At 36.8% G+C, this 20,726-nt stretch carries 18 protein-coding genes; 5 read left to right on the forward strand and 13 right to left on the reverse strand.

Going from position 1 to position 20,726, the window contains the following annotated elements:
* Positions 1-21: 21 nt before the first annotated feature.
* The 5 genes from AEQSU_RS12270 to AEQSU_RS12290 form a co-directional block, all read right to left on the reverse strand.
* Positions 22-1,242 carry an MFS transporter gene (locus AEQSU_RS12270; protein ID WP_014783187.1) on the reverse strand — a complete coding sequence of 407 codons (1,221 nt, stop codon included), beginning with the start codon at positions 1,240-1,242 and terminating at the stop codon, positions 22-24.
* 35 nt (positions 1,243-1,277) lie between these two features.
* Positions 1,278-3,737 carry a T9SS type A sorting domain-containing protein gene (locus AEQSU_RS12275; RefSeq protein WP_014783188.1) on the reverse strand — a complete coding sequence of 820 codons (2,460 nt, stop codon included), beginning with the start codon at positions 3,735-3,737 and terminating at the stop codon, positions 1,278-1,280.
* 96 nt (positions 3,738-3,833) lie between these two features.
* Positions 3,834-4,637: a TrmH family RNA methyltransferase gene (locus AEQSU_RS12280; protein ID WP_014783189.1), complete on the reverse strand. Its 804-nt coding sequence runs from the start codon at positions 4,635-4,637 to the stop codon at positions 3,834-3,836.
* Between the two features lie 14 nt (positions 4,638-4,651).
* Positions 4,652-5,269, reverse strand: a complete 618-nt coding sequence (locus AEQSU_RS12285; protein ID WP_211206518.1) for a hypothetical protein — start codon at positions 5,267-5,269, stop codon at positions 4,652-4,654.
* 10 nt (positions 5,270-5,279) lie between these two features.
* Positions 5,280-6,002, reverse strand: coding sequence for a carboxypeptidase-like regulatory domain-containing protein (locus tag AEQSU_RS12290; protein WP_014783191.1), 723 nt, complete (start codon positions 6,000-6,002; stop codon positions 5,280-5,282).
* A gap of 205 nt (positions 6,003-6,207) precedes the next feature.
* Here AEQSU_RS12290 and AEQSU_RS16220 point away from each other — a divergent pair, with 205 nt between their 5' ends.
* Positions 6,208-8,652, forward strand: coding sequence for a T9SS type A sorting domain-containing protein (locus AEQSU_RS16220; protein ID WP_014783192.1), 2,445 nt, complete (start codon positions 6,208-6,210; stop codon positions 8,650-8,652).
* 96 nt (positions 8,653-8,748) lie between these two features.
* Here the strand turns inward: AEQSU_RS16220 and AEQSU_RS12300 are convergent, their stop codons facing one another.
* Positions 8,749-8,991: a helix-turn-helix transcriptional regulator gene (locus AEQSU_RS12300; RefSeq protein ID WP_014783193.1), complete on the reverse strand. Its 243-nt coding sequence runs from the start codon at positions 8,989-8,991 to the stop codon at positions 8,749-8,751.
* A gap of 80 nt (positions 8,992-9,071) precedes the next feature.
* On the opposite strand from AEQSU_RS12300, the gene AEQSU_RS12305 reads away from it, so the two are divergent.
* Both AEQSU_RS12305 and AEQSU_RS12310 read left to right on the forward strand, forming a co-directional pair.
* A complete protein-coding gene (locus AEQSU_RS12305; protein ID WP_014783194.1) occupies positions 9,072-11,270 on the forward strand; it encodes a T9SS type A sorting domain-containing protein in 2,199 nt (732 codons plus the stop codon).
* A 127-nt stretch (positions 11,271-11,397) separates the two neighbouring features.
* Positions 11,398-12,249 (forward strand): DUF6503 family protein, encoded by an 852-nt coding sequence (locus AEQSU_RS12310; protein WP_014783195.1) that lies wholly within the window; start codon positions 11,398-11,400, stop codon positions 12,247-12,249.
* Between the two features lie 83 nt (positions 12,250-12,332).
* Here AEQSU_RS12310 and AEQSU_RS12315 read toward each other — a convergent pair whose 3' ends face one another.
* Positions 12,333-13,400, reverse strand: coding sequence for a DUF3810 domain-containing protein (locus tag AEQSU_RS12315; RefSeq protein ID WP_014783196.1), 1,068 nt, complete (start codon positions 13,398-13,400; stop codon positions 12,333-12,335).
* A gap of 185 nt (positions 13,401-13,585) precedes the next feature.
* On the opposite strand from AEQSU_RS12315, the gene AEQSU_RS12320 reads away from it, so the two are divergent.
* On the forward strand, positions 13,586-15,037 hold the full coding sequence (locus tag AEQSU_RS12320) for an aminoacyl-histidine dipeptidase (RefSeq protein ID WP_014783197.1): 1,452 nt from the start codon (positions 13,586-13,588) through the stop codon (positions 15,035-15,037).
* 201 nt (positions 15,038-15,238) lie between these two features.
* Here AEQSU_RS12320 and AEQSU_RS12325 read toward each other — a convergent pair whose 3' ends face one another.
* The 3 genes from AEQSU_RS12325 to AEQSU_RS12335 are packed head-to-tail and all read right to left on the reverse strand — an operon-like array spanning position 15,239 to position 17,923.
* Entirely contained in the window at positions 15,239-16,345 is a 1,107-nt protein-coding gene (locus AEQSU_RS12325) for a peptidylprolyl isomerase (RefSeq protein ID WP_014783198.1), read from the reverse strand.
* A 17-nt stretch (positions 16,346-16,362) separates the two neighbouring features.
* Positions 16,363-16,911 (reverse strand): gliding motility-associated peptidyl-prolyl isomerase GldI, encoded by a 549-nt coding sequence (gene gldI / locus AEQSU_RS12330; RefSeq protein ID WP_014783199.1) that lies wholly within the window; start codon positions 16,909-16,911, stop codon positions 16,363-16,365.
* On the reverse strand, positions 16,901-17,923 hold the full coding sequence (locus tag AEQSU_RS12335; RefSeq protein ID WP_042492472.1) for a DHH family phosphoesterase: 1,023 nt from the start codon (positions 17,921-17,923) through the stop codon (positions 16,901-16,903). The genes gldI and AEQSU_RS12335 overlap by 11 nt, the downstream gene beginning before the upstream one ends.
* Before the next feature lie 178 nt (positions 17,924-18,101).
* On the opposite strand from AEQSU_RS12335, the gene AEQSU_RS12340 reads away from it, so the two are divergent.
* A complete protein-coding gene (locus tag AEQSU_RS12340) occupies positions 18,102-18,521 on the forward strand; it encodes a nucleoside-diphosphate kinase (protein ID WP_014783201.1) in 420 nt (139 codons plus the stop codon).
* A 111-nt stretch (positions 18,522-18,632) separates the two neighbouring features.
* Here AEQSU_RS12340 and AEQSU_RS12345 read toward each other — a convergent pair whose 3' ends face one another.
* The 3 genes from AEQSU_RS12345 to recF form a co-directional block, all read right to left on the reverse strand.
* Entirely contained in the window at positions 18,633-18,929 is a 297-nt protein-coding gene (locus AEQSU_RS12345; RefSeq protein ID WP_014783202.1) for a DciA family protein, read from the reverse strand.
* Between the two features lie 68 nt (positions 18,930-18,997).
* Entirely contained in the window at positions 18,998-19,426 is a 429-nt protein-coding gene (locus AEQSU_RS12350) for a lipocalin-like domain-containing protein (protein WP_014783203.1), read from the reverse strand.
* A gap of 83 nt (positions 19,427-19,509) precedes the next feature.
* A complete protein-coding gene (gene recF, locus AEQSU_RS12355; protein ID WP_042492473.1) occupies positions 19,510-20,595 on the reverse strand; it encodes a DNA replication/repair protein RecF in 1,086 nt (361 codons plus the stop codon).
* Positions 20,596-20,726: the final 131 nt, after the last annotated feature.

The following is a 20,726-nucleotide window of genomic DNA, read 5'->3' on the forward strand; positions in this document are numbered from 1 at the left end:
ATTTGTGAATTTGTGAGTCTGTTATTTTGTGGTTTTTTGACTTTGTGTGATAATTTTATTTAAAGAAGCATTTCCTAAGAAATAAATAATCACAAAAACCGTGGCGATTGCGGTGACGAAAAAAGTAACGCTTGCTCCGAAATAAAACCAAAGCAATCCCGCCACAACACTTGCAATCATTGCGACGATACTTTGGAAAGCGGTGAAAGTTCCGATTGCAGTTGCTGTGTTTTCGTCCTTCGCCAGATTGGTAATCCACGCTTTGGAAATTCCTTCTGTGGCGGCTCCGAATATTCCGTAGCCAAAGAATAGCGCGATTATTGCGTATAGATTTGTTGTCAAACCCATTCCGAAGTAAACTATACTGAAGATGATTAAGCCGAAGACAAACATTTTTTTGAGACCTATTTTATCTGCGAAGCTTCCTAAAGGATATGCTGTAAGGGCGAAGATTAAATTGTAGAAAATATAGATTCCGATTACCCAAGTGTCGTCCAAGCCAGCATCTTTCGCTTTTAAAAGTAGAAAAACATCGCTGCTGTTGAAAAGGGCGAAGAAAAGCAAGCCAATAACCACTTTTCTGTATTCTGAAGAGCTTTGCTTCCAGTATTTTATAAATGAAAAGAATCCTATTTTCTTCTTGGGCTGCTTGTTAATAACGTTTTTGGAAGCAGTTTCAACTTTTTTGTCTTTCAGAAGAAAAGAAGCTACAACCGCCAAAACGCCAGGAATAAAGGCAATGTAAAAAAGATTGATGTAATCTTTGGGATTAAAATATAGATAAAGTAGTGCAAGGGCAGGACCGAGGACGGCTCCAAGGGTATCCATAGAACGATGAAAGCCGAAAACTTTTCCTTTATTGGCCTTTGTGGTTTCTGCAGAAAGCATGGCATCGCGTGCGCCAGTTCGGATTCCTTTACCTAGACGATCAACGGTTCTAACAAAGAAAATCCATAATGGATATATAAAAAACGCCATCATTGGTTTTGAGAGGGCGCTGAAGGAATAACCAAGCTGTACAAAAGGGGCGCGTTTTGCTTTGCTGTCACTTAACTGGCCAAAGTAGCCTTTACTCAAGCCTGCAACAGCTTCTACTAAACCTTCCAAAACACCTATTAAGAGAATTGAAAAGCCAATGCTTTCCAAATAAATAGGCATTATTGGGTAAAGCATTTCGCTGGCCATGTCTGTAAATAGGCTAACGAGAGAAAGAATCCAAACGGTACGGGTGATGGTTTTCAAAGCTTTTTCTAATTTACCTTGAAAGGTACTTCAATTTATTTTTTTACAACTTTTTTGGTCTCAGTTTGTCCGTTTTCGTCTTTAATTTTCACGAAGTAGATGCCTTCGTTTAAAGTTGAAATATCAACTTGGTTTGTTTTTTCAGAAGTGAAAAGGAGTTGACCGAGGTTGTTGTGTATTGTTATTTCAGCAATTTTGGTTATGGATTTTATATTTAATAGGCCGTCTGTTGGGTTGGGGTAGAGGGTGAAAAGGTTTTTTTCGTTTTCTTCTATGCTTAAAGGGCCGCGGTTTTCGAACCAAATAATTTCATCAGCTGCATAGGCGGATGCAAGGATATCTATTTTGCCATCATTGTTAAAATCATCTGCCATTACGCTACTGGCAGATCTAAAATTGGAGACCAATGTTTGTTGAAAGTTGAAATTTCCCGTGCCGTCGTTAAGGTAATAAATTATTTCATTGCCTCTTGCAGCAGCGCAGATAATGTCTATGTCTCCATCATTGTCTAAATCTTTCGCAAATACATCTGTTGCTCCTTCGGCAGATGAGGTTATAATATGTTCGTTAACAAATGCACCTTGTCCGTCTGCATTTTCATACCAGATAATTTCGTTTGTGCCATAAGAAACAGCAATCACGTCTTTATCGCCGTCATTATCAAAATCGGCAGCATATACAGAATCTAGAACAACAATGTTTTCAGAAATTATTTTTGGAGTGCTAAAATTACCTTGGCCGTCCATATTTTCAAACCAAGCCACAGCGTCTGAATTTTCATAATAACCTGCAATTAAGTCTTTATCCCCATCATTATCAATATCTTCTGCATATAATGTTTCATTAACAAATGGCCCTTCCATAATTATATTTTTTCTGCCGAAAGTGCCTAAACCATCTATATTTTCTTGCCAAACCAATTGTGAACTTCCAACTGTAGAAAAAACATCCAAATCTCCATCGTTATCAACATCAAATAAATAAACAATTGTTGGGTTATCTTCAGAATTTATAATTTGTTCTGTGCCAAATATTGCATTGCCATTAAGATTTTTATACCATACCACCTTACCAAAAGAGGCACTGCTCAGCGTAAAAACATCAATAAAAGTATCTCCATTTATATCCCCTGCGAATATAGATAACGGGTTTTCAATTGAAGCAATTGTTATTAATTCTGAATAGGTACCCTGCCCATCAAGGTTTTCCTGCCAAGCAATTCGATCGTCATTTGTTAAAGCTGAAAGTAAATCCTTATCCCCATCTCCATCTAAATCTACAGAGATAACTTCTCTCGCTCCATTGGCCCCGTTTATTTCAGCCATAACATTTGCTGGGCCAAAGTTACCCAGTCCATTTGTGTTTTTGTACCATGCTATTCTATCTGCTCTATTTGCGGCTATAAGTATATCGAAGCTACCATTTCCATCTATATCTGAAGATAATACGGTTTGCACATCTCTAATTTCACTATCTATAATTTGTATAGTGCCAAAAACGCCCGAACCATTATTTTTGAACCACGAAAGTCCGTCATTGAAACTTCCAGTGACAATATCCAAATCTCCGTCATTATCAAAATCTGAGGTGTATAATGTTTCAGGCCGTGCGTTAGTGCCCATTAGACCTACTATATTTGGAGTGTTATTAAAATTTCCTAAGCCATTGGTGTTTTCAAACCAAATGATTCTATGTCCTTGAATTTTCCACGATGTAGCGGCAATATCCAAATCTCCATCACCATCCACATCAGCCAAAATTGCTGAACGGCAATAGTTAATATCAGTATTTAAACTTTGTTGCTCCACAAAATTTCCCTGTCCATTTGTATTTTTAAACCAAGCCACACGACTGTTATTATATCTACTTCCCGTAAGTATATCCATATCGCCATCGCCATCAATATCACCAGCAACAATATCCAATGGATAATCAAAATTTGTAGAAATTATTTGTTGTGGACCAAAATTGCCTTGACCATTTGTGTTTTCATACCAAGCAATTTTATCATCAAATGCAGATACCGAAAATACGTCCATATCGCCATCGGCGTCTGCATCTGTTGCGTACACTGAATTTGCGCCATCTGCAAGTGAAGAAATAATTTGCCTCGAACCAAAAATTCCTTGACCGTTATTTTGGAACCAGCCAATAGTATCGTCCAACGAAGAGGCGACAAGAATATCTATATCACCATCGCCATCAATATCTACTGCAAAAACCGAAGTAGCCCCTAAAACAGTTTCAGAAATTTTCTTTTGTGGACCAAAATTTCCTTGTCCATCGGTATTTTCATACCAAGCAATTTTATCGTCATTTCCGGAAGCTGAAATCATATCTAAATCTCCATCGCCATCAAGGTCGGCAACGAATACTGAGTTTGCCCCATTGGTGCCGCCTGTATCATCAACCGTTACGTGTGGCTCAAAATCTATTTGTGCATTAATTGAAAAGGAAAAAAGTAGAGTTGCTATAAAAAGAAGTTTTGCTTTCATATTAAATTTTTTTAGCTGAAAAAGTATTTTTTTAATGATATTTTTTTGTTGTTAACATTGCTTAATCACACTGTTTACTGCGACTGCGAACTTCTACTAAAACCCACGCTGCCGCTTTGCTTCAAATATAAGGATTCCGGCCGCTACGGAAACGTTTAGGCTATCTATTTCGCCCTGCATTGGGATAATGATGTTTTGGGTGCTGTTTTTTAGCCATTCCTCTGAAAGTCCTGTGGCTTCGGTCCCTACTACAATTGCGGTGTTTTCTTTAAAATCTATAGTATCATAATTTACAGACGCTTGTAATGCGGCGCAATAGCTATTTAAATTGTGTTCTTTCAAAAATGAAATAATTTCTGAAGTGCTTCCCGTGGCAATTTTATTCGTAAACAAACAACCCACGCTACTGCGGATGATGTTTGGATTGTACATATCTGTCTTCGGATTTGCAATAATTACAGCATCTATGTTTGCAGCATCTGCGGTGCGAAGTAGAGCACCGATGTTACCTGGTTTTTCTGGGGCTTCGGCAATAATAATCAAAAGGTTTTTAGCTTGTGGTTTCAGGTTCTTGATGTTCAGATCTTTTGATTGGGCAATTGCTAAAACGCCTTCTGTGGAACTTCGGTAGGCTAGTTTTTCATAGATTTCTAAATTGATTTCTATGAATTCTGCTTCGTTGTTTGTGAATTTTTTCAGCTGAAAAATTTTTTCTTCAGAAATGATTTTAGGGCAGAAAAGCATGGTTTTCAGCTTGTAACCACCTTTTAAAGCAAGTGAAATTTCGCGAAGCCCTTCAATTACAAAAAGGCTTGTTTTGCGGCGTTCGCGTGATTTTTCCTGTAATAAAACGATTTGTTTTATTAGCGGATTGTGAAAACTGGTGATGGTTTTGTTCATCCCGCAAAGATAGGTTACAGATGCTTATAAGCAGTCCCCAAACTAATACGAAGCCCAAAACTTATGTTTAGGTAGTTTACACCTTTAAAGGTATCTTCTAGTTCTGCGGGAGTATCAATATTCATAAAATCGTGGCGCAATTCTGGAGCAAAATACACGCCTAGATAATTTGTAAAACGGTAATTAATTTCTGGGTTTAGCCAAACGGCGGTAGCGGTATCTTCAAACCTATTGTTTTTATATGAAGACGCACCCACGCCAATACCGATGCTGAGATCAAATTTATCGATGTGTTTTTCGTAACCAGCTACCAATCCTAAAGTATAATTAGTTGTGTCGTAGTAGTTTCCTAGAAGCTCACGATTGGTAACGTTTCCATTAAAAAAACTGAAATAAGGACCAATGTATATTCCTTTATACGTGTCCACTTTAAAAGATAAGCGGGCGCCAAGTTTTAAATCCATTCCATCGTTCACAAAATTATTGCCAAAAGCTAGTGGAAAATAAGTGCCAATTTCTATACTACCTATATTTTTACCAGGTCCTTCTGCTTCTTGTTTTGTTTCGGCTTCAGAGTTTTTTGGCTTTTCTGTTTCTTGTGCAATTGCGGCAGTAGTAATTGCAAGTGTCAAAAAAAGGAGTCTAATATTCAAAGACATAGGTGTTTTCAAGATTTGTTAGTGGTATTGTAATGGTTTGTTCGGGTTCATCGTTCAAAATATATTTTAAGAGTACCGATGTTCCCAATTGGCTATCCAGATTAGTTTGAAAGCTAGTGGAATTAATATCTAACTGATTGTAATATTCTTCATCTATTAAGCAATCTTCAGGATTATTAACGTTAAGATCTATCGCGCAAACAGCGCTTTGGAATTCCAGTTTATAAGCGACCCGATTGTTATCACCAGGAACATTTGTAAATAAAAGATTTAAATGTGCAGCCTCATTAAGTTTTATTTGTCCTAAATTATATGTGGTAGAGGTTTTACGGTTGATAGCGTCATTAAAATATTTTTTTGCTGAATAATTGGGGTTTTCTGTCAATTCATAATTATTATACCCACCACCATAATAATTATAGCCATCAGTTTTCAAATTAACCATAATATTAAGCGGGTTATTGGTTTCAGTTTCTAAAGATGTAAATTGAAATTGACCGTTGGCGTCGCTATAGCTTTCGCCCAAAATTATATAGGAGGACTGGCAGCGCACTGAAATATTCGGCAGCGGATTATTATTGCTATCAACAAGGCTTCCTTTTATTAAAATGCGGCTGTCGTCCTTAATCTCTGGTTCGCATTGGAATGATTGTAGCGTTAAAATAAAGCTTAAAAATAAGAAGGTAAAAAAATATTTTCTTTTCATCTTTATATACTATTTGAGAAATGGGAAGATGGAATGCCCCAATATACATCTTCGGTTGGTTTGCAATTTGTTAATGGGCATTTCATAGCTACGCACTTATATGAAACAAGAATACTAAAAACCCACGTTATTATAAATTTTAAAATGCTAAATTTCGCCAAAGAGATTTAAAAGTATTTTTTTATCTTGCCAAAAAATATTATAGATGAAAAAATTTCTACTCCTCTTTATTTTAAATATATCTTCTGTTTCAGTTTTTGCACAACCTATTGATTTGACGCAACAGTTTAATGGTCAATATGATTTTACTGCTATCGGGAATACACTCAATGAATTTGAAAACCAAAATCCTACTTGTACCATTCTTTCTCAAAGCAGTGCAACGCTAAGTTTAAGTACTGGCCAAACTTTGGTCTCGGCAAAATTATATTGGTCTGGTTCTGCAGTAGGCGACTTTGATGTAAAGTTGAATGGAATTGATGTTTCTGCTGAAAGAACATTTTCACTTGTATATAGTGGAAAACCATATTTTGCAGCAAATGCGGATGTTACAGCAATAGTTGAAACCAATGGGAATGGCAATTACACTTTTTCTGATATGGATATTTCCGGAGGTCTGTTCGCTTATTGTGACGGCGGCACTAATTATGGAGGTTGGTCTATCATCGTTGTTTATGAAGATCCAGCATTATTGTGGAACCAAATTTCTCTATTTGATGGTTTGGAAGCAGTATCTGCGACCAATAATACACTAGATATACATCTTACCAACATTGATGCTAAAAGTGATATTCTAGCCAAAATTGGTTTTTTAGCTTGGGAAGGCGATCAACAAATTGCGAATGGCGAAAGTTTGTTTATTAATAATAGCTTAGTTAGTAATCTACCACTAAATCCATCTAATAACGCGTTTAATGGTACGAACAGTTATACAAACTCGAATACGCTTTACAATATGGATTTGGATTATTATGAGTTAACGGGGCTCATACAACCCGGCGATACCCAAATTGATATTAAACTCACCTCACAACAGGATTTTATAATGGTAAATAACATCATTACCTCTGTAAATTCTGAATTGCCCGATGCAACCATTGCGATTGATGGAGTTACGGTCTCACCACAACTCGACGAGATTTATGCAACATATACCGTTAGCAATGTGAACAGTACAAATGTATTGCCTGCAAATACATCTGTAAGATTTTATGCAGATAATGTGCTGCTTGCGGAAGATTTTACCAATCAAGAAATTCCAATAGGAGGAACGTTAACCAATTTGATTACCATTCCCATTCCCGTTGGCACACCTTCAAATTTTGCGCTTGTAGCCGTAATTGATGGCGATGGAATGATTCCTGAAACTAATGAAGGGAATAATGAATATGTATTTCCAATTGTACTTCAATATATAGATATTGAAGATCCCGCTGCAAATTTGATAGTTTGTGATGATGACAACGATGGTTTTCAAGCTTTTGATCTTTCGATACAGACTCCTTTAATTACGCAGGGCGATCCAAACCTGACAGTAACTTATCACAAAACTCTTACAGATGCTCAGAATGGAGATTTACCAGTAGTTAATCTGTATGTTAACGATCAAAGGTTTTATGATGCACCAATTACAGATTCCCAACTTCCAGGTTTTGGAACCGGTGGAATCTGGGCAAGAGTTAAAAATAGTAGTAATAACGAAATAAGCATCGTTCCTTTTGCTTTGGAAGTACGCGCTACGCCTGTTGGCAACACGCCTGCGCCTTTAAGGGTTTGTGATGATAACAATGATGGCTTTGCACTCTTTAACCTCTCAATAGTAGAGTCAGAGGTTCTTGGAAGTTTAAATCCAGTGGGTTTTGATCTTTATTATTATGAAGATTTTAGTCAAGCCATTGCAGCAGGAGATGTTGCAATGACAAATCCAGATTTTTCACAAGCAATTTCTAGTCCGCTGAACTTTGTGAATACTACAAATCCACAAACAATATATATTTTGTTGGTTGCTAATGCTAGCGGAACTATTCCACCAAACCCGAACAGTAGCCAAGGTTGCTATGATATTGTAGAACTGCAATTGATAGTAAATGATACGCCTCCAATAACCCAACCCATCGATCTGATTATAAACGATGGCGATGGAGATGACTTTGCAATCTTTGATCTTACAGTAAACATTCCAGTAATTTTGGGAAGTTTAAATCCAGCTAATTATGTGGTTTCTTTTTATGAAACCGAAGCAAACGCGCAGAATAATGAATTCGTCATTGCAAATCCCGCAGTATATCAAAACCTTACAAATCCACAATTAATTTATACTCGGGTTGAAAATATAAACTCGGGATGTTTTGAAATAGCTTCCTTTGAAATTGAAGCAGACAAAACTATTTCCGTAGGCTCCTTTGCTTTTGAAGACTTAAGCATTTCACCAAACCCAACTTCTAAAAGTTTTACCGTGCAATCCTCACAATTGGTTTCAGAAACAAGTATTTTAATTTATGACGTTCAAGGAAAACTATTGTTTTCAGAAAAAATGCTTCCGCAGAATGGATTGGTAACGATGAATGTCTCTTCTTTGGAAAACGGAGTTTATTTTTTGAAGATTGCTTCGGAAGGGAATACAGTTGTAAAAAAGCTTTTGAAGAATTAGCTTAAAGCTTTAAAAATCACAAACTTTTTGCGACTAAGATTAATTTGCTGGGGTTAAGCATTTTCGACTTGAATACAATTTGCCCCAACCTTGAAACTATAATTCCTTATTATTAAAGATTTCGGTCACAGGAATATCCAATCCTTGGCAAACCTCGAGCATGTAAATATATGAAGGGTTTATTTTTCCAGCTTCAAGCCGATGGATGGATTGTTGGTCTTTGTTTACTCGAACTGCCAAGTCAAATTGGGTAAGGTTTTTGGACAGCCTTATTTCTTTAACCCTTTTGCCAAGATTAATGAGTTCTATGTCTTTGTCTATCTCCATTGCAGATAACAAAGAGCAGGTTTTATTAAGATTATTTACACAACGGATATGTTGTAAACTATTTTTTATATATTGCGGGAAAAATATTACCTATGAAACTATTCTTACTTTTTTTTACTTTTTTAACTATATCCCATTCAGTGTATGCTCAAATAATTGTTAATGAAAATCCAACCCCTTTAGCGGTTTGTGATAATAATAATGATGGTTTTGAACAGTTCACTCTACATGATAAGGATGAGGAGATCCAAAACGGAAACCCAAGTGTTAGTGTAACTTATCATCGTACACTTTTAGATGCAGAGAATGCGGAAAATGAAATTGTGGATCCTTACATCAACGACATCGCCTATAATGATGTGGTTTATGTAAGAGCTGAAAATTTTGCAGTGTTCGATATGGATTTGCAAGTGCGTTCCTCTCCCATAGCAAACACTCCCGCACCATTGCGTAAATGTGATGATGCAGTTGCTGATGGTTTTACATTTTTTGATCTTACAGTTGCAGCCACAGAGGTTCTTGGAAGTTTAAATCCTTTGGGTTTTGACCTTTATTATTACGAAATTTTAGCAGATGCAACTACCGCTGGAGATTTAGCGATTACGAATCCTGATTTTTCACAGGCAGTCTCCAATCCACAATCTTACTTCAATATTCAAGCTTACGCACAGGATATTTATATTTTGCTTGTAAGTAATGCTAATGGAACCATTCCGCCAAACCCTAATAGTGCCGAAGGTTGTTACGATATTGTTTCGCTACCAATTATTGTTAATCTAACACCTCCAGATTACGGCCCTTTTGGTATGATGTTATGCGATGATGAACTAAATGGAAGCTCCCCAACTGATGGAATTAGTACGTTTGATCTTACCGTAAATAATCTAGTGATTACAGGTGGCGATCCCACACTTATTGTAACTTGGTATCAAACGCTTGCAGATGAACAAAATGAAATCCCAATTTTAAATCCAGAGTCTTATCAAAATATAGCTACTCCGCAAACAGTAATTGGTAGAGTTGAAAACGCATTTGGCTGTAAAACTCTTGTTACTCTTACATTATCTGTATTACCAAACCCAAGCCCCAACACAAATCCAACGCCACTTATAGTCTGTGATGATAACTACGATGGTATTTATGGCAGTTGGGATTTAACGCTTAGAGATACTGAAATTTTAAATGGAGAATTGGACGTATCAATTTATTATTACGTATCAGAAGCAGAAGCACAAGCTGGAGTTCCAGGAACCGAGATCACCATGCCTTACACGAATACAGTTCCATTTAATCAAGTAGTTTATGCACGGGTAACTAATAATGTGCCACCAGCTCTTTTAGGTTGTTATACGCTTGTACAACTTGAACTAATTGTAAAAGAAAGACCTCCAATAACCCAACCCAATAACCTTTTTATAGACGAAGGCGATGGTGATGGTTTTGCGATTTTTGACCTGACTGTGAATATTCCTGTTATGTTGGCGGGTTTAAATCCTTCAGATTATGAAGTTTATTTCTTTGAAAACTTAGCAGATGCCAATAATGGTATAAATCCTATTGTCAATTCTACAACCGATGCAAATACGATTAATCCACAAACAATTTATGTTCGGATAGACACTCTCAACACAGGTTGTTTTGAAATAGCGTCCTTCCTAATACTTACAGATGAAACCGCACCAGACGCAGATGGCGACGGAATAGCCAATGAAGACGAAGACATAAATGGTAATGGCAATCTAAACGACGACGATACAGACGGCGATGGCATCCCCAACTATTTAGATAATGATGACGACGGCGATACAGTACTAACCATTGATGAAACCACCGGAATCGGTGCAGGAGTCGCTCCTTCCTATATTTACATAGATACTGATGGCGACAACGTTGAAAACTATTTAGACAGCGACGATGATGGCGATGGCACTTTAACGAAAGATGAAGATTACAACAATAATGGCACTCCAATTGATGATGATACCAACGGAAATAGCATTCCCGACTTTTTGGATGACGAAGTTTTCATAGGCGTAAATTCTTTCAATTTTAAGGATTTAAGCATTTCACCAAATCCAACTTCTGAAAGCTTTACGATTCAATCCTCACAATTGATTTTAGAAACAACTATTTCGCTTTATGATATTCAAGGAAAAATATTGTTTTCTGAAAAAATGCTTCCGCAGAATGGTAAGTTAACGATAAATGTTTCTTCATTGGAAAACGGAGTTTATTTTGTTAAGATTTCTTCCGAAGGAAATGTTGCGGTTAGAAAAATTATAAAGAATTAAATTATGTTGTTCGGTCATCTGTCATCCAACACCGAGGTCTCAGCATTCAAAGAATCACAAACCTTTCTAAAAAGCTTCCCCAAACTCGGGAAGCTTTTTTACTTTTAAGCAACTAAAAACCATTCTGATGAAAAAACTGATTTTGGCACTAACAGTAATTGCAACACTTTCAGCTTGCAGAAACGACAAAAAGCAAAGTGATGATACTTCCACAGAAGATCGTCGTGTCGAAGCCTTGGAACATGACTCCATAAAAACTTCCGCTGAAGAAGTTACCCAAAAACAAATTGAAAAACCAAAAGAATTTCCTGCTCCGCTACAAGCTGTTTTCTCTGCCCACGGCGGTTTAAAGCAATGGAAAATGATGAACAACCTATGTTTTGAGATGAAAGGAAAAAACGGTGATGAAACTCACACAATTTCGCTGCCAGATCGAAAAAGCAAAATAGAATCTAAAGATTGGTCTATAGGTTATGATGGCAAAGGAGTTTGGCTACTAAAGCACGATTTGGGCTATGAGGGCAACCCAGTATTTTATCATAATTTGATGTTTTATTTCTATGCTATGCCTTTCGTGATTGCAGATCCTGGAACTAATTATACAGCCGTTGAACCAACAGAATTAGATGGAAAAATGTACAATGGTTTTAAAGTTTCTTATAACGACGGAATAGGAGATTCATCAAAAGATGAGTACATTTTGTACTTCGATCAAGAAACCAACAAAATGGCTTGGTTAGCATACACCGTAACTTTTAAGGATCAAAAGAAAAGTGATGATTGGCATTATATAAAATACGACAAATGGCAGGATGTAAACGGACTATTATTGCCAGAAAAACTAAGTTGGTACAAAGTTGAAAACGGAAAACCGAAAGGAAAAGATATGAGTATCAAATTTGATAAAATCACAGCAACAGAAACGATTCTCGATCCATCTGTTTTTGACAAACCTGCGGAAGCGCAATACGTTAAATAGTTCGTGTTGTTAGTTGATAGTTTTTAGAGGGTAGAATCGAGAAGATTTTTTTCCATAAACATCAAATTCACGGATTAACAAACTCACAACTCTTTATCCTCAAAATAATTCACAACCAACGCCACCATATAATCATAACTCATAATACCACGGCTTTGGTTATTTGCCTTCAGAAAATTGTCCCAAAACAATTTTGAAAATGTTTCAAATGGATTTTCGTATCCATCCCAAAAGTCACGCATTTCCTTGTAGCTTTTCAAAATTCCGGGATTTATGGTTTTTACAATTTCAAAATATTCGGCTTCATCATCGCGTGCCACTTCATTTATCAAATAGCGAAGCGTAAAAATATATCCTGCATATTGAATGTAAGGATCCTCGTTGTGAAGCGTTGCCAAAGTTGCAATAAAGTTAGCTTCGTTTTCGGCAGCGTAGCCTATTTGGTGGGCTTCTTCGTGACAAGCCACCACTGGAAATTTATAAGTTTTGATGAGGTTATTAACCTGAGCTTCCCCAGAAAAAGGATTCAAATAACCGCTATAACCCATATAAGTTAGTCCTAAACTCCAACCACTTTTTTTGATGCTTCGTGGAGAATAAGTAAGTTGCGGATATTCCTTTTCAAGATTTTTATAACCGTTTAATGATTTTTTGAACATTTCCTGCTGAGTGTATGGAATGTCAATTTTAATCGAATCTGCATAGCCTAATTTGCGGTGCATTTCGTTACTTTTTTCGATGAAACGCTTGGTTGTTGAGAGCAACTCCTCATAACTATAATCGCTTTTTAGCTGAAGCGATTGATGCAGCGGAAGCCGATAATAATTGAAACCCCAAAGAATATGAAACATAAAATAAATCACAGAAACTGAAGCCGTAATATCTAACAAAACCCGAATTGGCTCAAACCTAAGTCTATAGAAATTTTTATAAATCCACCGTATTGCAACCACCGCAATCAGCAAATAAAACAAATCGCCAACAGAAAACGGAACCCAGCCAAAAAGATAGCGCGATACTTTGGAAAGCGTTGGGTAAAACCCAAAACTGTAATATTTTTCTACAAATTCTGGAAAATGCTTCAGAATTTGAAGTAATATAATTTGTAGAGGAAGCAGTAACGCAATGATTAAAACGGTTCGTCTTTGCATAATTCAAACTTACAAAGTAATTCTTTCCCCACATAATTTTTATAGCGGTTGTAAAACCGTAATTTTGTGGGAATGTGCCAGGAATTCACGAATGTTTTCAAAGTATTTCGAAGAAATACAACAAACAAAAAACATATTTATTCGTGAATCTGTGGCAAATTTTTTTCACACCAAAAACATAAACTATGAACGAAGAAATAAGAAACCTAGAACCCAAAGCCCTTTGGAACAAATTTGCAGACCTAAACGCCGTGCCGCGTCCTTCAAAAAAAGAGGAACGCGTGATTGCTTTTATGAAAGACTTCGGAAAAGGTCTTGGTTTGGAAACGATGGAAGATGAAGTTGGTAACGTAATAATTCGCAAAACCGCAACCAAAGGATTGGAAGACCGAAAAGCTGTGGTTCTTCAAAGCCATTTAGATATGGTTCACCAAAAAAACAACGATACCGATTTCAATTTTGACACACAAGGAATTGAAATGGTAGTTGATGGCGATTGGGTTCGCGCAAAAGGAACCACTTTGGGAGCAGATAATGGTTTGGGCGTTGCCACGATTATGGCAATCCTTGAGAGCAATGAAATTGAACATCCCGCAATCGAAGCTCTTTTTACAATTGATGAAGAAACAGGAATGACGGGAGCCAAAGGCTTGAAAGGTGGTTTGCTGAAAGGCGATATTCTTTTAAATCTCGATACCGAAGAAGATGACGAAATAGGAGTAGGCTGCGCCGGTGGAGTAGACATTACCGCAAAAGGTACCTATAGCGAAACTGAAGCACCGAAAAACTCCAAAACGTTTACTATTAAAGTGAAAGGACTAAACGGCGGTCACAGCGGAATGGACATTATAAAAGGTTTGGGTAACGCCAACAAATTGATGAACCGTTTGCTTTACGCAACTAAGGATTCTATGCAATTGGCAAAACTTGAAGGTGGAAGTCTTCGCAATGCAATTCCGCGTGAAAGCGTTGCGCAAGTTGTAGTTTCTTACGAAGAAAAATTTCAAACTGAATTCGAAAAGATGAAGTCAGTAATTCTTGCTGAATACAAATCTTTAGAACCGAATCTTTCTATTTCTGCTGAAAAATCTGAGGAATCATTTTCAAAAGTGATGGCTAATAGCGATCAAATAATATTCTTAAACACAATGAACGCTGCGCACAACGGGGTTTACAGAATGAGTCCGGATATTGAAGATTTGGTGGAAACTTCAAACAACATTTCCAAAGTAACAGTTGACAAGGGAAATATAAAAATTGAAAATTTAACCCGAAGCTCTGTAGAGTCTTCTAAAGAAGCTTTGGCAAACGCATTAAGTTCTGCTTATGAACTTGCTGGTTACGAAGTGAAACTAGCTGGAGATTACCCAGGCTGGGCACCAAATATGGACAGTGCAATTCTGAAAGTTTTAGATAATCTTTACCAAAAAATGAATGGCGAAAAAGCTAATGTAGCCGCCTGTCACGCTGGTTTGGAATGTGGAATCTTAGGACAGAATTATCCTGAGATGGATATGATTTCCTTTGGTCCAACAATTAAAGGAGCGCACTCTCCTGATGAACGCGCAAGTATTTCTTCTGCTCAAAAGTATTGGGAATTTGTACTTGAAATTTTGAAGAACATTCCGAAGAAATAGACGCAGGAAACAGGAACGCTGCGCTATAGGATACAGGACGGATTAGGTTATGGTTGAAGTTTGGTTCGGTTAATTTTGAATCTGCTAAAAATTGAATAAAAATCTGTCCTAATTTATTTAAGTCCTGATTCTTGATTCAATAAAAAAGAGGAACCAATTTAAAAACTGGTTCCTCTTTTTGTGTTTAAAATACACTTAGAATTATTTCGCTATCTCAACAATTTCAAGGTTGAATATCAATTCAGAATCTGGAGGGATAACTCCTGGAATTCCTCTTTTGCCATAAGCTAAATGTGAAGGAATGAATATAGTTGCCTTGTCGCCAACTTTCATATTCAAAAGACCTTCACGGAATCCTGGGATAAGCTGTGCGTCTTTGCTGTAATCTGTAGGAACTGGTGTGTATTGTCCAGCAGCTTTGCGCATTTCGTCAACCATATCAAATTTTTCTGCGTTAGATAATATGTTTGAATCAAACATATGTCCGTCTGCAAGATAACCAGCGTAGTTCATTAAAATCTTGTCGCCTTCTTTTGGTTGAGGTCCTTCACCTTTTTCATTAAAATAAATCTTAATTCCTGAAGGAAGTGAATCGGCTTTAGCACGTAAAGCATTAAGTTCTGACACTTGTTCAGCGGCTACTTTATTGATGCGTTCTTCTTTTTCTTTCTTTTCTTTTTCAAGTTTGCCCATTTCTTCTGTGAAATAAGGAACTTTAACATCGCCTTTATTGATAATGTTTACCTTTTCAATAATAATTGGCTCTTTTGGTTTGTCGCCAGGTTTTTCGGTTTCAACCATTCCTAGAGAATCTACAATCTCTTGACCTTTTACGATTTCACCAAAAATTGTGTGGCGACCGTCTAACCAAGGAGTTTCTTTTAAGGTAATAAAAAACTGACTTCCGTTTGTTCCAGGACCTGAATTAGCCATTGCTAAAAGACCTTTTTTGTTGAAACGAATAGTGTCATTAATTTCATCAGGAAATGCGTAACCTGGATTTCCAGTACCGTCACCTTTAGGATCACCACCTTGAATCATAAAATCTTTGATTATGCGGTGGAAAGTAAGCCCATCATAAAAATGTTTGCCTTTGTAAAGTGAATCCACCATACCGTTGGTTCCTTCGGCAAGTGCTACGAAGTTTGAAACGGTAAGTGGTGCAGTTTCGTTTTTCAGTTTTGCAATAAATGTTCCTTTGTTAGTCACAAATTCAGCATATACACCATCTTTAAGGTCTGGATATTTTTCCTGACAAGAGGCAAATGCAAGCGTAAGAGATAAAAATAAAAATGATAGTTTTTTCATCGTTTTGTTTAATTAATTTAGTTTGATTGTTCAATTGAATGTAAAGTTACAGTGCTCTGCACCGGAATATTGGTGCCGAGTTTTTCTTCAATACCATAATAGCCATAAGCTTTATAGGAAGGAAAAAGGAAGGTTACTGTCTCGCCTTCTTTCATTAATTTTATGCCTTCGCGAACCCCAGAAATTAGTTCTTGGTTGCTTTTATCTACTTTATAATGTTGCAAACCGTTTTCTTCTTCTGAAAGAATAACGCTGCCGTCTAGATGCTTAATATCGTAAGTAAATTTTACTATATCGCCCAAATCTGGCATTTCGGTAGTGGTAGTATCTTTTGTATTATAGAAATACCAAAAACCATTTTCGGACGAGATATAATCGTGGATTGTGTCTTTGGCTATAATTTTTTGAATGAAATCTTTCTCCTCGTCATAGATTTTTTTGTTTCGGTCTGCAGATTCCGTTATAAAGCTTCCGGAGTTACTTTGCACTGGGCGTCTGGCATCAGGGCTTTTGCAAGAAACAATTAAGGACGAAAAAAGTAAAATATAAACTAGCTTATAAAGCATCGGTGAGTTCATTTTTATAACGTGGCAAGATACTAATAAATTCGTTTATGGTATTGTTAAGGTCTTGTGAACTTTTTCCGCCCGCCGCGTTTATGTGTCCGCCGCCGCTGTAATGGTTTCTCGCAAAATCGTTTACTGAAAAATCACCTTTACTCCTTAAAGAGATTTTTACAATACTTTCCTGTTTGTTTTCTATAAAAATTGCAGCAAAAACAACCCCTTTCACCGATAGTGCATAATTTACAAATCCTTCAGTATCGCCTTTTTTGAAATTGTGGTCGTCCAGTTCTTTTTGAGTCATAGTGATATATGCCGTGTGCATTTCAGGCAGAATTACCAGATTGTTTAAAGCCACGCCCAAAAGTTTCATTCTTTCGGGACTATTGGTGTCATACACTTTTTGATTTATAATAGCGCTTTCGGCTCCGGCCTCAATCAACTTTGCTGCAACCCTGTGTGTTGTTGGGCTAGAGGAGGAGAAGCGGAACGAACCTGTGTCCGTCATAATTCCTGTGTATAGGTTTATCGCTATTTCTTTTGAAAGTTTATCTGCTTCGCCTAAAGCATCCATAAAATGATAAACCATTTCGGAAGTGGAACTCATTTTTACATCGCTATAGGTGGCGACGGCATAATCTGCGGGTTGTTGATGATGGTCAATCATCACGAATTTAGCTGAAGCTGCTTTCAAAACTCCTTCAAAATCGCCAACTCTGTCCAAACTATTAAAATCTAAGGTGAAAATGATATCTGAAGCATTAACTATTTCTGTGCTTTTCTGAACTTCCTTTTCGTAGATACCGATTTCTTCGCATCTAGGCATCCATTTTAAGAAATCTGGGAAATCATTTGGCATAATAACGGTTGCATTATGACCTAAACTTTTCAGAAAAAAGGAAAGTCCTAAACATGAGCCAACTGCGTCGCCATCAGGGTTTTTATGACCTACGATTACAATTTTTTGAGGGGAAGCGAGTAGCTTTTCAACGATTTGAGTGGTTTCCTTATTCATAGGGCGCGAAGATACAACAAAGCCCATTAACCCCAAAAATATTGTAGGCGCGCGATTCATCGCGCGCCCGCGAAATAATGACGTGAAAGGATTAATTTGATTTTCATAATTAAACATTCGGTAAATCCTTGCATTTCATAATCAAATAGTTATTTTTGCCAAAATTTTAAAAAATACGATGAGAACAGACAGAACATTTACTATGTTGAAGCCAGATTCAGTTGAAAAAGGACACATAGGCGCCATTCTTGAAAAAATAAACGCTTCCGGTTTTAGAATCGTAGCGTTAAAACTTACCCACATGACTACACAAGATGCACAAGCATTTTATGCAGTTCACAGTGAGCGCCCATTTTACGGCGAATTGGTAGAATATATGACACGCGGACCAATCGTTGCTGCAATTCTTGAAAAAGAAAATGCAGTTGAAGATTTCCGTACATTAATTGGAGCTACCAACCCAGCAGATGCTGCCGAAGGTACCATCCGTAAATTATACGCAGCTTCTATTGGCGAAAACGCAGTACACGGAAGCGATAGTGATGAAAACGCAGCTATTGAAGGTGCTTTTCATTTTGCTGGTCGCGAAATGTTTTAAGCATTTACGAAATATTTTTAATAGAAAAACGCCTTCCGGATTGGAGGGCGTTTTTTATTTGTTGTAGGCACGCGATTAATCGCGCGCCTACGTTTTGATGGTGTTAATAATTTATCGCAAAACCAATTTCTTAATCAATTCCTTCCCCAATTCCTCATTAAGCAGTTTAACGATTTTATCTTTTCCATAACTCAATTCCTCGCGCAAAACGGATGACGAAAGTTGTATGTATAAAGTTTCACGATCCAATTTAATATCCGTAGTATATTTTGAAATTGCTACTCCCATAACGGCATCCCAAGCTTCTTTGGCATTCACTTTGTCCAGGCCTTTTTCCAGTCGGTTGGTGTCGATGAATTCCTTTAAAGCATCACCAATTGATATGTTTTCTGCGTGTCGTTTTGCCATTGTTCCAAAAAAGTTTAGAAGTTTATGAGTTTAAAAGTTTAGTTTGATTCGTTCCGGTCAGTCATTTGTCACTTTTCACTAAAATCAAATTTTTGAAATTTAGTATATGTATAAATCTTGTTATCTCTGTTTATTACAGTTAATGTGCTGTCTTTTGCTTTGATTACGGTTTCTTTCCATTCGTTAAAAGGTGTTTTGTAATACATCCGTAAACTGTCATTTTCAATTTTTAGCGTGAAGCTTTCCGAGACTCCGTTTGTTGTAAAAGTACCATCAAACTTTGGTGAAACCTTCGTTCGTGCGCCGCTGTCGCCATTCACCTCAATATGATCTATAATTGTATTTATATCAAATTCTTTCTTTTCACCATCAGGCATTTTTACGCTTTTTATTTCCCAATAACCGCTTAGGTTTTGTATTTGTTCTTTGGGGTTTGGTTTTTCGCAGGAAATTGCAAAAAGAAACAATAATGGAATGATTATAAACTTTAACTTCATGATTATTATGAATTGTTTTTTCTCTGTGTCCTCATGTGTCTCCGTGGTAAATTATAAACCACGGAGGCACAGAGAACACAGAGTTATGGGGTTAACGGAAACATTTTATATGTCTGATGCACTTTCTTTATCACTTTCTCAGTCCTTTCGTAATGTGTATCACTAATAAAAAGCTGTCCGAAGTTTTCATTATCAACTAAACTAATTAAATGCTCAACCCGGGTTTCGTCCAATTTATCAAAAATATCATCCAATAGCAAAATAGGATTTGTTTTTGAATGGTTTTTTATGAAATCGAACTGCGCCAATTTTAAAGCGATAAGATACGATTTTTGTTGTCCTTGAGAGCCAAATTTCTTGATTGGATGCCCGTCAATTTCAAAAACTAAATCGTCTTTATGGATTCCAAAGTTTGAGTATTGTGAAAACCGATCTTTTGAAATATTAGTTTGAAGTAGCGTCAACAAATCATTATCCTGCAACTGACTTTCATAAACCAGATTAATGCTCTCCCCGCCGCTGCTGATGGATTTGTATCTATTCAGAAAAATTGGTAGAAATTCTTCCAAAAAGGCAGTTCTTTTTCCGAATATTGAAGTGCCAAAATTGTGAAGTTGCTCATTATATATATCAATCGTGTCTTGGCTGAAGGTATTGTTCGCTACAAAATATTTCAAAAGTGAATTGCGCTGCGTCAGGACTTTGTTGTATTTGATGAGCGTATTTAGATAGTCTGAATCTCGCTGCGAAATCACGCCGTCCACAAATTTTCTACGCGTGTCGCTTCCTTCAATAATCAAATCTCTATCTGCCGGCGAAATGATTACCAATGGCAAAAAGCCAATATGCTCGCTAAATTTTTCGTAAGCCTTTCCGTTTCGTTTTATAATTTTTTTCTGTCCTTTTTTGGCGCTAACTACAATTTTTTCTGGTGTATCTTTTCTTTCATAAGAACCTTCCACAACAAAAAATTCGGCATCGTGCTTTATATTCTGGGTTGTAATTGGATTAAAATAGCTTTTTCCGAAGGAAAGATGATAGATTGCATCCAGCACATTGGTCTTTCCCACACCGTTATTTCCCACAAAACAATTTATTTTTGGGTCGAATTCGAAGGTTTCAGCTTCAAAATTTTTATAGTTGAGTAAGGATAGTTTTTGTAAAATCATAGAAAAAGAGGACATAAGACTTTTAGACTTATGACGTAAGACTAAAAATTTAAAAAATTCAATTCAAAAAGCGTTGTAAAAAGTTGTAAAAATAAGACGTTTCGAATGATTTTGTCCTACGTCTTATGTCC

This window comes from Aequorivita sublithincola DSM 14238 (assembly GCF_000265385.1).
GTDB classification, from domain to species: domain Bacteria; phylum Bacteroidota; class Bacteroidia; order Flavobacteriales; family Flavobacteriaceae; genus Aequorivita; species Aequorivita sublithincola.